Here is a 14,162-nt window from a genome sequence, read left to right on the forward strand (position 1 = left end):
GTGTCGTGCATAAAGGAATAGGTCAACATTCTTCGGCAGGTGCAGCGTGGCTGGCGTCAAAACCGTCCCTGGTTCCAATTACGGTAATATTTACGTCGACTCTCTGATTTGGGGCGGGACTGCGTGGGATCCTGCAAACGGGCCGATCAAGGTCTATTTGGGCGAGAGCTGGAATTTTGCGGCCGCAAGCGCCGTTCACGGCCCCAGCGATTATCTGAAGGTGGCGGACACCGCCGTAGACTGGGCACAGGCGGAGGTCGATGCCCTCAACTACGCACTATCCGTTTATTCGAGCGTCTGTGGACTGACCTTCGACGTGGCTAACAGCGTGGAGGACGCAGACATCGTCTGGTGGAAAACAGACCTTGGCGCTGGGACGCTCGGCGTCCACGAGACTCCGACGGGGCACCAAATCTGGGGCTATTTTAACCCCTATGAAACCAGCTCCTGGGACCATCTCGATCCAGGTGGCGATGGTCTCGACACCATCATTCACGAGATGGGCCACGGAATGGGCCTGGCTCACCCGCATGACGGCGGGAGAGAGGACGACGCCACGACGTTCCCGGGAGTGGCGAATTCGAGTGATACGGGTGAGTTTGGTCTCAACCAAGGCATCTGGACCGTCATGTCCTACAACGCGGGTTGGGATTCGACGCCCTACAACACGACCTACGGTGCGCAGGGCGGGCTCGGCGCTCTCGACATCGCGGCGCTGCAAGCACTCTATGGGGCGAACACGACGACCGCGCAGGGCGACGACGTTTATGAGCTTCCGAACGCCAATCAGGCTGGGACAGGCTGGCGCTGCATTTGGGACACCGGAGGGATCGACGCGATCAGCGCTGCCGCTTCGCAAACCGACGTCATCATCGATCTGCGCGCGGCAACTCTCGAGCCCCACACTTCGGGCGCGGGCGGCTATGCGTCTTACCAGCTCGATGTCAGCGGGGGCTTCACCATCGCGAAGGGCGTGGTGATTGAAGATGCCTTTGGTGGATCCGGCAGCGACTATCTCATCGGTAATGCCGTCGATAACGACCTTTTTGGCAACGATGGTGCTGACGAGCTCGCGGGGTTGGACGGGATGGACACGCTGCACGGCGACAAAGGCAACGATATCCTCGAAGGCGGGGCGGGGAGCGATAAGCTCGACGGCGGAGATGGTTTCGATGCGGCCAGCTATGCCTATGCCAAGGGCGCAGTCGTGGTGGATCTCGTCGATCCGTCGCAAAACACGGGCGATGCGAAAGACGATATTTACATTTCGATTGAGGATGTCACCGGCTCCGATTTCGCTGACAAGATCTTTGGTAGCGACATCGCCAACATCCTCGACGGAGGCGCTGGCAACGACACGATCGATGGTCGAGAAAGCGACGATACGATTGATGGTGGCACAGGTGCCGATGTGATGAACGGCAGCGCGGGAAACAACGTCTATTACGTGGACAATATCGGCGACAGCATCAACGATGCTGGCGGTATCGACACGGTCAATGCGTCAATCTCCTACACCATCTCCGCCTTCATTGAGAACCTCACCGCGGGCGGTTTCGCAGCCATCAACCTCACTGGCAATGACTTGTCGAACCTCATCACGGGCAACTCGGCGGCCAACAAGCTCTCGGGCGGGAATGGCAACGATAAGCTTTCAGGCGGTGATGGCGACGACACGCTTGCAGGTGGCGCCGGCAAGGACGTTCTGACCGGCGGCAAGGGCAAGGACTTTTTCCGTTTCGACACCAAGCCGAGCAAGACGAACATCGATCAGATCGTCGATTTCAACGTCAAGGACGACACGGTGCATCTCGCTCGCTCGATCTTCACGAAGCTCGCGAAGAAGGGCGGATTGTCGAAAGCTGCCTTCTGGATCGGTCCGAAAGCGCACGACAGCGATGACCGGATCATTTACGACAACAAGAAGGGCATCCTCTCCTACGATGCCGACGGTTCCGGTAAGGGCGCTGCCGTGCAGATTGCGGCCCTCAACAAGAGCCTGAAGATGACCGCGCTCGACCTCTACGTGATCTGAGCGTCTATTCGACAAATTCTGAATTCCGCGAGCCGCAGCGCGGCTTCTCGGGATGAGATTGGGGAAAGTCTCAACGGCCCGGGCGCGTCTGCGCCCGGGCTTTTCGTTGAGGAAGATCTCGCGCATCCGCCCTTATCCTTAGTAATTACCTAGATATAGTTAGGGAAAATTTTGCTATATCGCGCGTTGTTTCTTTGTCGGGACGATAGCAACTAGTGAATTTTGCAATATAACGATGTAATACATTTTATGTTGCAGCGTTGCGTGCCATTTTAATCGTGTCCCGGCATCGGGTGATGCCATGGCTACGATACGCACGTCCGTTCCCGGGTCGGCTTACGGAAGCGCCTATACGGACGCCTTGATCTGGGGAGGAACCGCCTGGGATGTCACAGGCGGGCCGATCAAGGTCTATTTTGGCGAAGGCAGTGACTATGGGCGGGCCATCACGGCTCATGGGAGCAGCGGCTATCTGCGCAACGCCGACGCTCCGCAGTCCTGGAATCCGACCGAGCGCAATGCCTTCGCCTATGCCCTCTCTGTCGTCTCCAGCGTTTGCGGGTTGACCTTCACGGCGGCGGCCTCAGTGGCGGAGGCCAATATCGTCTGGTGGAAGACAGATATGGGAGGTGGCATCCTCGGGGCCCATGAGATCCCCGCCGCTACGCAGATCTGGGGCTATTTCAACCCCACCTTCACGTGGTCCTGGAGCAATCTGGGGATCGGAGGAGACGGCCTCTATACGATCATCCACGAACTGGGACACGGCCTCGGCCTAGCCCATCCGCATGACGGCGGCGTGCAACCGGATGCCACGCATTTTCCCGGCGTCGTGACATCGGACGACGTCGGCACTTTCGGCCTCAACCAAGGGCCCTGGACCGTGATGTCCTATAACTCGGGATGGGACCAGGCCCCTCGCTCGCCGAGCTTCGGCGCGCAAGGGGCGCTGGGCGCGTTCGACATCGCCGCGCTGCAGGCGCTCTACGGCGAGAACACCTCGACGGCCACTGGAAACAACACCTACATCCTGCCGACGCGAAACGCCGTCGGCACGGGCTGGATGAGCGTCTGGGATACGGGAGGCATCGACGCGATCAACGGCTACAAGGCTACGAGCGGGGTCGTCATCGATCTGCGGCCGGCAAGTCTCGTTGCGGGGGATCCCGGTGCGGGCGGCTACGTTTCGCGGCAATGGGACATCGGCGGCGGCTTCACCATCGCCCACGGCGTAACGATTGAGAACGCTTATGGGAGCCGCCTGGGCGATGACCTGCTCACCGGCAACGACGTCGCCAACATTCTCCGCGGCTACTCCGGGGACGATATTTTGCGGGGGCTTGGAGGCAACGACCTTCTCCAGGGCGGCAGCGGCGAAGACCGGCTTCTTGGCTATGACGGCAACGACACCCTATGGGGTGGGTCTGGCTGCGATGTCATGGCTGGGGGAGCGGGACGCGACGTGTTCGTCTTCAACACCAAGCCGAGCGTTTTCTACAACCGCGACAAGATCAGCGATTTCAACGTGAAGGGCGACACGATCTGGCTCGACAAGGCGATCTTCAAAGCGCTCAAGGCGGGCAAGCTGGCGAAGAGTGCGTTCTGGATCGGCGACAAGGCCCACGATTCGAACGATAGGATCATTTACGATAACAAGAAGGGCGTTCTCTTCTACGACGCCGATGGCACGGGGCTCGGAGCGCCGGTTCAATTCGCGGTACTGTCCAAGCACCTGAAGATGACCGCTGCCGATTTCTTCGTGATCTAACCCTGCCCACGACCTATCACGCCGTCTCATGGCTTACGCTAAAAATATTCAATGTTGCAGGCGCTGGGCATCGGCTATTGTGCGCTCCCTTCTCGCTAGGAGCGCGATCATGCCCGCACAGCCTGTCCGATCCCGCGTCGCTCCGGAAATCATCGTTCTTTCCGGTTGCCTGATCGCGCTCATCACCTTCGGCCCTCGGGCCTCAGCGGGGCTGTTTCAGATCCCCATGACGGTCGAGCACGGTTGGGGGCGCGATATCTTCGGCCTGGCCATTGCGGTGCAAAATCTCCTTTGGGGCGTGGGGCAGCCTTTCGCGGGCGCGGTGGCGGACCGGTTCGGGGCTTTCCGCGTTCTGTGCGTTGGCGCCATTCTTTACGCGGTGGGCCTGGTCGTGATGGCCTATGCGACAACCCCCGGCATGCTTCAGCTCGGTGCGGGCGTTCTCATCGGTTTCGGCCTGTCGGGCTGCTCCTTCAATCTGGTGCTCGGCTCGTTCGGCAAGCTTCTGCCTGAAGAGTGGCGGCCCATGGCCTTTGGTGCAGGCACGGCGGCAGGCTCTTTCGGCCAGTTTTTGTTTCCGCCAATCGGCAACATCCTCATCGATTCCATGGGTTGGCATCAGGCGCTCGTGATCTTCGCGGGCAGTGTGCTGCTGGTGCTGCCGCTGTCGCTTGCCCTCGCAACACGGCCTGGCGCGAAGGGTGCCTCAGCGGGGCCTGCCGCTGCGCCCGGTCAATCGATTGCGCAGGCTCTGTCCGAGGCGTTCCGGCATCGCTCCTACGTGCTGCTCGTTCTCGGCTTCTTCACCTGCGGTTTCCAGCTCGCTTTCATCACGGCCCATCTGCCGGCCTATTTGAAGGACGCAGGCCTTTCCGCCGCCATCGGCGGGTGGACGCTCGCCGTTATCGGTCTTGCCAACGCGTTCGGTTCGCTCACGTCCGGCTGGTTGTCCACGCGCATGTCGAAGCGCTGGCTTCTCGCGTGGATCTATTTGGGGCGCTCGGTTGCGATTGCAGCCTTCATTCTGCTGCCGGCGTCACCCGTGACCTCGATCGCGTTCGGCATTTCCATCGGCCTGCTCTGGCTCTCCACGGTGCCGCCGACATCCTCCCTCGTGATGCTGATGTTCGGCACCCGCTACATGGCGATGCTCTATGGCTTCGCGTTCTTCTCGCATCAGGTCGGCGGCTTCCTGGGCGTGTGGCTCGGCGGGGAACTCTATGAGATCTACGGCAACTATACGCTGGTCTGGTGGCTCTCAATCGGGCTTGGCATCGCGTCTGCCCTGATCAACCTGCCGATCAAGGAAGTGCCGGTGGAACGCACGCCTGGCCTGCAGCCCGCGGAATAACCCTCCGCTTCGCCGAAGGAATGAGACCACAACGCTTGCCGTGGGCACCTTTCACGCCACAAATGTCGAGGCGTGATTGGGGGGTGCGGAATGGGCGTGTTCAAGGCGGTCGTGATCGACAAGACCGATTCCGGTCAGCATGTCGAATTGAAGATGGTCGACGATGCCGACCTCATGGACGGAGATGTCGCTGTTCGTGTCTCGCACTCGACGCTTAACTACAAGGACGGCCTCGCGCTCACCGGCAAGGCACCGGTGGTGCGCCGCTGGCCGATGATTCCTGGCGTCGATCTCGTCGGCACCGTCGAGTCCTCCTCCCATCCGGACTTCAAGCTGGGTGACGCGGTGATCCTCAACGGCTGGGGGTTGGGTGAGACGCATCTTGGCGCCTATGCCGAAAAGGTGCGTGTCAAAGGCGACTGGCTCATCCCGCTGCCCAAGGGACTGGCGCCGCATCAGGCCATGGCTATCGGCACCGCAGGCTACACGGCGATGCTGTGTTTGATGGCGTTGGAGCGCTATGGCCTCTCACCGGACCGCGGCCCCGCCATCGTCACAGGAGCGGCGGGCGGCGTCGGTTCGGTGGCGGTCGCGCTTCTTGCGAAAGCCGGATGGCATGTCATCGCTTCCACCGGGCGGCCGCAGGAAGCGGATTATTTGAAGAATCTGGGCGCCGCGGAAATTCTCGACCGCAGCGAATTGTCGAGCCCCGCGCGTCCGCTCAACAAGGAGCGCTGGGCCGCCGGCATCGATACGGTCGGCTCGCACACATTGGCGAACCTCTTGTCCATGACGAAGTATGCGGGTGCAATTGCGGCCTGCGGTCTTGCGGGCGGCATGGATCTGCCAGTGACCGTCGCGCCTTTCATTTTGCGCAACGTGGCACTGCTCGGCGTCGATTCCGTGATGACGCCGAAGCCGCGTCGGCTCGAGGCGTGGCGACGTCTCGTGAACGAACTCGATCTCGACAAGCTCGCCTCGATGACCACGAGCATCACGCTCAATCAGGTGCTCGAAGCAGGCCGCGCCATCGTTGAAGGGAAGATCCGTGGGCGCGTGGTGGTGACCATCACGTGACGCAACTCATCGGCGCTTCGCCGAGCCCTCAATCCATTTGCGCTGCTTGCCGATTTCCGTCGCCATGAAATCCATGAAGGCGCGCACCCGCGCCGATTGGCGAAGGTCGGGATGGGTCAGAAGCCATAGGCCCGCCGAGAAATCCGGGTTGACGTCCGACAGGCGGACGAGACTGGGCTTCGCATCGGCGATGAAACAGGGCAGGGGGCCGATGCCCGCGCCCGCTTCGACGGCTTCCGCCAATCCGAGAACCGTGTTGACGCGATAGGCGATCAGTTCCGGCGCGACCCGGTCGCGCACGAAACGCGTCGCTTTCAGCGCAGCAAGGTTATCGCCCAGCGCGACCCAGGGGCGCTCATAGAGCTCGGGCGCATCGATGGAGTCCGGTGGGTCCGGGAAATCGACGGCGCGGCCATAGACCGCCCAGGCGATGGTCGCCACGCGCCGTCCCACCAGTGTCTCCGGTGGGCTATCCGTCGCGCGAATGGCGACATCGGCATCGCGCTTCGACAGGTTCAGTGCCTGGTTGGCCAGAACCACGTCGAGCAGCATTTCGGGGCAGGCTTGCATGAAACGCGTGAAGATCGGCGTGAGTAGGTGAATGAGCAGCGTGTCGTTCGTCGTGACGCGCAATTCGCCCGCCGGGGCGACGGCCTGTCCGGCAAGCTTGCGCGTAAAGGCGGTGACGTTCTCATCCATTTGCTCTGCGAGCGTCGCCATTTCCTCGCCGGCAGGCGTAAGCACGTAGCCGGTCCGATGACGCTCAAAGAGCTTTACGCCCAGGCCCTCTTCCATCTGCCCCAGGCGTCGGAAAACTGTCGAATGGTTGACCCCGAGACGATCCGCCGCGCCGGCAAGGCCATTGGCTTCCGCGATCACTTTCACAAGACGGAAGTCGTCCCAGTCGAGGTTCTGTTGCTTTGCCATACGCTTGCATCCGCGCAATGAAACCAGTGCATATCTACCACTGGCCTTGCGTCGAGGAAAGCGTATCGTCCGGCTGTCTTTTGTTCGCCGCAGGATCGTTCTTGGCCCGGGAATATTTGGGTTGCTCAAACGTTTTGCCTGCGGCTTTGACCGTTGGAGATGACGATGACGAAGGTTTTGGTGCTGTATTACTCGGCTTGGGGTCACATCGAGCAGATGGCCTATGCGGCCGCTGAAGGAGCCCGCGAGGCAGGGGCCGAGGTTGTGGTGAAGCGGGTGCCCGAACTCGTCCCGGCGGAAGTCGCAGCAAAGGCGCATTACAAGACCGATCAGAAGGCCCCCATCGCCACGATTGAAGAGTTGCCGGAGTACGACGCCATCATCTTCGGCACGCCGACCCGCTACGGCAACATGACCGCGCAGATGAAGAATTTTCTGGATCAGACCGGCGCGCACTGGGCCAGCGGAGCGCTGGTGGGCAAGGTCGGCTCGGTGTTCAGCTCGTCCGCGACCCAGCATGGCGGTCAGGAATCGACCATCCTCACGTTCCACCCGGTGCTGCTGCACCTCGGCTTCGTCATCGTTGGTCTGCCTTATTCCTTCCAGGGCCAGATGGGCTTGGAAGAAGTGAAGGGCGGTTCGCCTTACGGTGCGTCCACCATCGCAGGCGGCGATGGCTCCCGCCACCCGAGCCAGATCGAACTCGACGGCGCGCGCTTCCAGGGCAAGCACGTGGCGCAGATCGCAGCCAAGCTCGCTGCGAAGTAAAGACTGATATTTGGGGCTGATAGTGTGAGCGGACTGCGATGATAGCAGCCTGCTCACGTCTTCAGAGCGCAGCGCTGGCTGCAATATCTTTTTGCAGCCTCAAAAAGCCGGGTATGACTCGGTACAGATAGATGAAAAATTGGATCGCTGCTGCCGCGGCTATGTAGCCAAAAAGGCTATATCCTGTAAGTTTCGCGGCTAAGAATGCGGACGTCAAAGCAAGTATGTCGAAAACTGCAAGTATCCAAATTGTGTCCAAGATGTAATTGCAGTGGTAAGAGGTTTTTGACCTGTCTTGTGGATCAATGATGATTGCGACAATCCCGGCTATGAAGGGTACGACTGGCAGAATAATGCCGGAAAACATCAGCGCATAGGCTAATTTCAATTGGCGAAGAGACTGCATTGGTGGATCTGTAACTTAAGGGCTGCGACGTTGATTATCACATATAACATTGCAAATCCGTCGTAAACGGATCGTGGTATAGCCTCCTTCGGCTCCTATCGCTCCGCCGCAGCCCGCCTCAGGCGGTCGTTGATGGCGTCTCCAAGGCCCGTTTCGGGAATGGGGGAAACTGCGATGATCCCGGCGCCCGAGGCGTCGAGTTGTCTGAGGTAAGAGAAGAGATGAGCGGCGGCCTCCTTGAGGTCGCCGTTTTTACTGAGGTTCAGCGCAGCTTTTGCGCCATCGACGCCGTCGAATGGCGATGCGCCGAACAGGAGAGCGGCTTCGCCTTCTTCGATCCGCGTCGCGTTCAAGCGTACCCGCGCCCGCGGCGCGTAATGGGAGGCAAGCATTCCCGGTGCGAGCGGATTCTCCCCCTCATCCGATGCTGCCTCGAGTTTTTGGCCGATCAGGTCTTCAATTGCTTCACGCGGGATTCCGCCGGGACGCAGCAGACGCGGCGCGCCACCGAGGCAGGCGATGATGGTGGATTCGACGCCCACCTGCGCATTCCCTCCGTCGAGCACCGCATCGATGCGGCCGTCGAGATCACCGAGCACATGGTCAGCGTTCGTTGGGCTTACCCGTCCCGACCGATTGGCGGAAGGCGCGGCGATGGGGCGACCGGCTTCGACGAGAAGTGCATGGGCCAAGGAATGGGCCGGCACGCGCAGGCCCACGCTGTCGAGGCCCGCGCGGGCGAGATCCGAAACGGTGCAGGTTTTCGCCACCGGTACGACGAGCGTGAGCGGCCCCGGCCAGAAGGCTTCAGCAAGTTTCCGGGCCGTCTCGTCAAAGAGGCCCTGAACCTGCGCGGCCTCGAAATCCGCCACATGGGCGATCAGCGGGTTGAAGCTCGGGCGCTCCTTGGCCGCATAAATGCTTGCGACTGCATCGGCATTGGTCGCATCCGCGCCGAGCCCATAGACGGTCTCCGTCGGGAACGCGACAAGGCCGCCCTGCCGGAGGATCCCCCCCGCGCGGAAAAGGCCCGCCGCATCGGCGGAAAGGCGCTCGGTCTTTGCCATTGACCCGTGATCGTTCACGTCTAAACTATCCTTTATCCCAAGACTATCTTTGTCCCAAGGGATCGTCGCTTTTGGCGGGTTTAGAGCATGATCCTGAAAAAGTGGAATCCGGTTTTCTTGAAAAGAACCGCCCCGAGCCCGAGGCCGGAATGCCCCTGCTGACCTAGAATCGTCCTGATCCGCCACCTGCCGCCTACAACAGAGCCGAAAGCTGAGGAAACACGATGACCTATCGCGCCCCTGTCTCAGACATCCTCTTCACCATGCGCCATGTTGCGGGCTTCGACCGGGCGGCGACCGACGGCCTTTTCGACGATCTCAGCGCCGATCTCGCGGCAACGATTTTGGAGGAGGCGGGCAAGTTTGCGAACGATGTCATTGCCCCCCTCAATCGCGAGGGCGACAAGCGTGGCGTGACCTTCAAGGACGGTGCTGTGACCACCACTCCCGGCTGGAAAGAGGCCTACAAGGCCTGGACTGAGGCCGGGTGGAACGCGCTGCCGGCGCCGGTCGAATACGGTGGGCAGGGATTGCCGGTGCTCCTTAACTCGGCCTGCGTCGAGATGTGGAACGCGGCCTCGATGGCCTTCGGCATCGGCCCGGTTCTGACCCTGGGCGGCATTGAGGCGCTGCACGTCCACGGGACGGAGGATTTGAAGAGCCGCTATCTCGCAAAGCTCGTCTCCGGCGAGTGGACCGCAACCATGAATCTCACGGAGCCGCAGGCCGGTTCCGATCTCGCGGCATTGCGCGCCCGCGCAGAGCCTGCGGGCGATGGCACCTACAGGATCACGGGCCAGAAGATTTTCATCACCTATGGCGAGCACGATATGACCGACAACATCGTGCATCTCGTGCTCGCGCGCCTGCCCGATGCGCCTGCGGGCACGCGCGGCATCTCGCTTTTTTTGGTGCCCAAAATCCTGCCAGATGGAACGCACAACGACGTGCGCTGCCACAGCATCGAGCACAAGATGGGCATCCACGCCTCGCCGACCTGCACGATGATTTTTGGCGATCATGGCGGAGCCGTCGGCTGGATCGTCGGCGGGGAGAACCGCGGTCTCAATTGCATGTTCACGATGATGAACAACGCACGCCTTGCCGTCGGCTTGCAGGGCGTCGCGATTGCGGAGCGCGCCTATCAACAGGCGCTCGCTTACGCGCATGAGCGTCGCCAGGGCCGGGCCGTCGGCAGCACGCAGGAAGGCATGAGCCCGATCATCGAGCACCCGGACGTGCAGCGCAGCCTTCTCACCATGAAGGCGCTCACCGCCGCCGCGCGCGCCATCTGCTATCTCACGGCGGAAGGCATCGACCGTTCGCATCGCGACAAGAGTGAAACGCGCCGCCGCAAGGCAAACGAGCGTGCCTCGCTGCTGACGCCGGTGGCGAAGGCCTTCTCGACGGATATTGGCGTCGAGGTCGCCTCGCTCGGCATCCAGGTGCACGGCGGCATGGGTTTTATCGAGGAAACCGGCGCGGCGCAGCACCTGCGCGACGCGCGCATCGCGCCGATCTATGAAGGCACCAACGGCATTCAGGCCATCGACCTCGTCGTGCGCAAGCTGCCGCTCTCGGGCGGTGAGACGGTGAGGGCGCAGATCGCCTCCATGCGCGCGACGGTGACGCGCGTGATGAAGGAGGGCACCAGCGCCTTCGGCGCCACCGCGCCGCGCCTGCGCGATGCCATCGAAAGCCTTGACCGCGCTACGGGCTATCTTCTCAAGGCCGTGGCCTCCAACGCGCCTGCCGAGGCGCTTGCTGGTGCGACGCCTTACCTGCGCCTCTTCGCGCTCGCTCAAGGCGGCGCTGCCTTGGCGGATGTGGCGCTTGCCGCACATGCGCTGATGGAAGGCGGCGACAAGGATTCGGCGCATGCCGCTCGCATCGCGCTCTGCCGGTTCTTCGCGGAAAACATCGCGGTCGGCGCGAAGGGGCTGGAAGAGACGATCCTGAGTGGTGCCGATTTCCTGCAAGACGCGTCCCTAGCCTTGGCGAGCTGATCCCATGACCCTCAACGGCAAAACCCTCTTCATCACCGGCGCATCGCGCGGCATTGGCCTTGCCATCGGTCTTCGTGCGGCGAAGGACGGCGCGAACGTGGTCATCGCGGCTAAGACCGCCGAGCCGCATCCGAAACTGCCGGGCACGATCTACACGGCGGCTGAAGAGATCGAGGCGGCGGGCGGCAGGGCCCTGCCGCTCGTGGTCGACGTGCGGGACGAGGAGGCGGTGAAGGGCGCAATGGAGAAGACCGTCGAGACCTTCGGCGGGCTCGACATCGTGGTCAACAACGCCAGCGCCATCAGCCTGACGCCGACGCCGCAGACGGACATGAAGCGGTTCGATCTGATGCACCAGATCAACACGCGCGGCACCTACATGGTGTCGAAATATGCCATTCCGCATCTGGAAAAGGCCGAAAATCCGCACATCCTCATGCTCTCGCCACCCCTCGACATGAAGGAAAAGTGGTTCGCGCCGCATCTGGCCTATTCGTTGGCGAAATACGGCATGAGCCTGTGCGTGCTGGGGCTCGCGGGCGAGCTGCGGGGCCGGGGTATTGCGGTGAACGCCCTTTGGCCGCGCACGACCATTGCGACGAGCGCCGTCAAGAACCTTCTGGGCGGCGACCAGATCGTGCGGGCAAGCCGCACGCCCGAGATCCTCGCCGACGCTGCCTATGCGATCTTCCAGAAGCCCTCACGCGCCTTTACCGGCCATTTCCTTATCGACGATGTTTTCCTGACCGGGGAGGGCGTCACCGATTTTGAGACATATCGCGTCGACCCCTCGGTGCCCCTGATGCCGGATTTTTTCGTGCCGGATGATGTTTCGTTGTCCTCACAATCGTCATAAAGTGTGCGCTACAACCGCAGTACAATAAGCGGAGAGGCGCATGATCCTGATCCATCGGCCGGCGGGGCACACAACGGCTTCGAACGAATCCCTTGACCGATACCCGCTACAGCCGGGTGAGCCGATCCCTGACGATACCCTTTGGATCGATATGATCGAGCCGACCCGCGAGGAAGACCGGCTGGTCGAGCGGCATCTCAACATCGAGATCCCGACCCGCGAGGAGATGGCGGATATCGAGCCGTCCGAAATTCTCTACAACGAGAACAACGCCCGCTACATGACCGCGCGCGTGCTGTGCAGCTCCGACACGGACACGCCGAAGCTCATCGATGTGTCGTTCATCCTGACCGACAGGGCGCTCGTGACCGTGCGCTATGGCGAGCCGCGCTCCTTCACCATGTTCATGGCCCGCGCCGTGAAGCCCGGCGGCTGCCGCCACCAGCCGGAGGCAGTGCTCGACGGGCTAGTCGAGACGATCATCGACCGCGCGGCGGAGATTTTGGGCAATGTGGGCAGCCGCATCGACCGGCTCTCGCAGACGATTTTCGAGAACGAGCGTCAGGGCACGCGTCGCGCGGCTTCCTTCCGCGCCGCGTTGAAGTCCATCGGCCGCAAAGGGGATATCATCTCCAACGTGCGCGAGAGCATGGTGTCGGTCGAGCGTCTGCTGCTGTTCCTCTCCGCCAGCATGCCGCGCCCGCAGCGAACGCGCGGCTATCAGGCGGAATGGCGCACCGCCTTGCGCGACGTGCAATCCATCGAGGAACACGCGACGTTCCTGTCAAACAAGATTCAGTTCCTGCTTGATGCGACGCTTGGCCTCGTCACCATCGAGCAGAACGACATCATCAAACTGTTCTCGGTCATGGCCGTGATCTTCCTGCCGCCGACGCTGATCGCGTCCATGTACGGCATGAATTTTCACACCATGCCGGAGTTGCAATGGGAATACGGTTATCCCTTCGCGATTTGTCTGATGATCCTCGCCGCTGTGCTGCCTTACGTGTTCTTCCGCTGGAAGCGCTGGCTCTGATCACTGAATATGTGCGGCCGCTATTCCATCGTTCTGGCTCCGGAGGCTTATCGCGAGTTCTTCGAGTATTCGGAGACGCCGAACTTTCCGGCGCGCTACAACGTGGCTCCGACGCAGCCTGTTCCCATCGTGATAGAGGAGAACGGCAGGCGTTCTTTCAAGCTCGTGCGCTGGGGCTTTCTGCCCGGTTGGCTCAAAGACCCCAAAGATTTTCCGCTCGTCATCAATGCGCGCGGCGAAACGTTGGAGACAAAGCCTGCGTTCAAGGCGGCGGTGAAGCGGCGGCGCTGCGTTTTCCTCGCCGACGGCTTTTACGAATGGCGGCGTGAAGGGCGTGACAAGACGCCGTTTCTGATCCGCATGCGCACGCGCGGTCCGATGCCTGTTGCCGGTTTGTGGGAAACCTACAGCGCCCCCGACGGCAGTGAGATCGACACAGCTGCCATCGTCACGACCGACGCCAACGGTGTTCTCGCCGCCGTGCATGACCGGATGCCGGTCATCCTCTCGCAGGAGGAGCTTCGCCTGTGGCTCGATGCGAGCGACGAGGACACGAAGGCCGCCATGCGCCTCGTGCGGCCGTGCCCCGAGGACTGGCTCGACTTAGTGCCGGTCTCAAGCCGTGTGAACAAGGTCGAGAACGACGATGCGGGTTTACAGGAGCCGTTGGCGGAGCCGGAAGAGAAGGTGGTTGTGCCGAAGCGGAAGAGCGCGAGAGCGGCGCCTGACGATGATGCGCAGGGGAGTTTGTTTTAAGGGCTCAAGAAACGAGCTGAGACTATTCTCTTTGTCATCACCGGGCTTGTCCCGGTGATCCCGATGAGAGGAGCTTTTCCGATCGAGATGGCCGGCACGAGGCCGGCCA

The 14,162-nt window shown here is 61.6% G+C and carries 12 protein-coding genes; 9 read left to right on the forward strand and 3 right to left on the reverse strand.

The genetic code is table 11. The features are described 5' to 3' along the window. Positions 1 to 46 precede the first annotated feature (46 nt). From HB375_RS09000 to acuI, 4 genes are all read left to right on the forward strand, one after another. On the forward strand, positions 47 to 2,035 hold the full coding sequence (locus tag HB375_RS09000; protein ID WP_167672668.1) for a M10 family metallopeptidase C-terminal domain-containing protein: 1,989 nt from the start codon (positions 47 to 49) through the stop codon (positions 2,033 to 2,035). Between the two features lie 301 nt (positions 2,036 to 2,336). Then, positions 2,337 to 3,803: a M10 family metallopeptidase gene (locus HB375_RS09005; RefSeq protein ID WP_167672669.1), complete on the forward strand. Its 1,467-nt coding sequence runs from the start codon at positions 2,337 to 2,339 to the stop codon at positions 3,801 to 3,803. A 109-nt stretch (positions 3,804 to 3,912) separates the two neighbouring features. Then, entirely contained in the window at positions 3,913 to 5,154 is a 1,242-nt protein-coding gene (locus tag HB375_RS09010) for an MFS transporter (RefSeq protein ID WP_167672670.1), read from the forward strand. A 90-nt stretch (positions 5,155 to 5,244) separates the two neighbouring features. Continuing rightward, a complete protein-coding gene (acuI, locus tag HB375_RS09015; RefSeq protein WP_167672671.1) occupies positions 5,245 to 6,231 on the forward strand; it encodes an acrylyl-CoA reductase (NADPH) in 987 nt (328 codons plus the stop codon). A 6-nt stretch (positions 6,232 to 6,237) separates the two neighbouring features. Here acuI and HB375_RS09020 read toward each other — a convergent pair whose 3' ends face one another. Further along, positions 6,238 to 7,158, reverse strand: coding sequence for a LysR family transcriptional regulator (locus tag HB375_RS09020; RefSeq protein WP_167672672.1), 921 nt, complete (start codon positions 7,156 to 7,158; stop codon positions 6,238 to 6,240). 165 nt (positions 7,159 to 7,323) lie between these two features. On the opposite strand from HB375_RS09020, the gene wrbA reads away from it, so the two are divergent. Next, positions 7,324 to 7,926, forward strand: coding sequence for an NAD(P)H:quinone oxidoreductase (wrbA, locus tag HB375_RS09025; RefSeq protein WP_167672673.1), 603 nt, complete (start codon positions 7,324 to 7,326; stop codon positions 7,924 to 7,926). A 61-nt stretch (positions 7,927 to 7,987) separates the two neighbouring features. Here wrbA and HB375_RS09030 read toward each other — a convergent pair whose 3' ends face one another. Further along, the gene (locus tag HB375_RS09030; protein ID WP_167672674.1) at positions 7,988 to 8,332 is read right to left on the reverse strand and encodes a hypothetical protein; all 345 of its coding nucleotides are present in this window, start codon (positions 8,330 to 8,332) and stop codon (positions 7,988 to 7,990) included. A gap of 95 nt (positions 8,333 to 8,427) precedes the next feature. Beyond that, entirely contained in the window at positions 8,428 to 9,399 is a 972-nt protein-coding gene (locus HB375_RS09035) for an L-threonylcarbamoyladenylate synthase (protein WP_167672675.1), read from the reverse strand. A 224-nt stretch (positions 9,400 to 9,623) separates the two neighbouring features. Here HB375_RS09035 and HB375_RS09040 point away from each other — a divergent pair, with 224 nt between their 5' ends. Genes HB375_RS09040 through HB375_RS09055 form a run of 4 tightly spaced genes read left to right on the forward strand, consistent with a single transcriptional unit; the run spans position 9,624 to position 14,053 of the window. Beyond that, positions 9,624 to 11,405: an acyl-CoA dehydrogenase family protein gene (locus HB375_RS09040; protein WP_167672676.1), complete on the forward strand. Its 1,782-nt coding sequence runs from the start codon at positions 9,624 to 9,626 to the stop codon at positions 11,403 to 11,405. A 4-nt stretch (positions 11,406 to 11,409) separates the two neighbouring features. Further along, positions 11,410 to 12,261 carry an SDR family oxidoreductase gene (locus HB375_RS09045; protein WP_167672677.1) on the forward strand — a complete coding sequence of 284 codons (852 nt, stop codon included), beginning with the start codon at positions 11,410 to 11,412 and terminating at the stop codon, positions 12,259 to 12,261. Positions 12,262 to 12,301: 40 nt separating this feature from the next. Further along, a complete protein-coding gene (locus HB375_RS09050; protein WP_167672678.1) occupies positions 12,302 to 13,297 on the forward strand; it encodes a magnesium transporter CorA family protein in 996 nt (331 codons plus the stop codon). Between the two features lie 9 nt (positions 13,298 to 13,306). Further along, the gene (locus tag HB375_RS09055) at positions 13,307 to 14,053 is read left to right on the forward strand and encodes an SOS response-associated peptidase (protein WP_167672679.1); all 747 of its coding nucleotides are present in this window, start codon (positions 13,307 to 13,309) and stop codon (positions 14,051 to 14,053) included. Positions 14,054 to 14,162 lie beyond the last annotated feature (109 nt).

The sequence above is a fragment of the Microvirga terricola genome (genome assembly GCF_011777495.1).
GTDB classification, from domain to species: domain Bacteria; phylum Pseudomonadota; class Alphaproteobacteria; order Rhizobiales; family Beijerinckiaceae; genus Microvirga; species Microvirga terricola.

Coding starts and splice junctions, on each gene's coding strand:
- HB375_RS09035 (WP_167672675.1), bottom strand. CDS start 9,399: ATGGCAAAGACCGAGCGCCTTTCCGCCGATGCGGCGGGCCTTTTCCGC.
- HB375_RS09040 (WP_167672676.1), top strand. CDS start 9,624: ATGACCTATCGCGCCCCTGTCTCAGACATCCTCTTCACCATGCGCCAT.
- HB375_RS09005 (WP_167672669.1), top strand. CDS start 2,337: ATGGCTACGATACGCACGTCCGTTCCCGGGTCGGCTTACGGAAGCGCC.
- HB375_RS09030 (WP_167672674.1), bottom strand. CDS start 8,332: ATGCAGTCTCTTCGCCAATTGAAATTAGCCTATGCGCTGATGTTTTCC.
- HB375_RS09020 (WP_167672672.1), bottom strand. CDS start 7,158: ATGGCAAAGCAACAGAACCTCGACTGGGACGACTTCCGTCTTGTGAAA.
- HB375_RS09045 (WP_167672677.1), top strand. CDS start 11,410: ATGACCCTCAACGGCAAAACCCTCTTCATCACCGGCGCATCGCGCGGC.
- acuI (WP_167672671.1), top strand. CDS start 5,245: ATGGGCGTGTTCAAGGCGGTCGTGATCGACAAGACCGATTCCGGTCAG.
- wrbA (WP_167672673.1), top strand. CDS start 7,324: ATGACGAAGGTTTTGGTGCTGTATTACTCGGCTTGGGGTCACATCGAG.
- HB375_RS09055 (WP_167672679.1), top strand. CDS start 13,307: ATGTGCGGCCGCTATTCCATCGTTCTGGCTCCGGAGGCTTATCGCGAG.
- HB375_RS09010 (WP_167672670.1), top strand. CDS start 3,913: ATGCCCGCACAGCCTGTCCGATCCCGCGTCGCTCCGGAAATCATCGTT.
- HB375_RS09050 (WP_167672678.1), top strand. CDS start 12,302: ATGATCCTGATCCATCGGCCGGCGGGGCACACAACGGCTTCGAACGAA.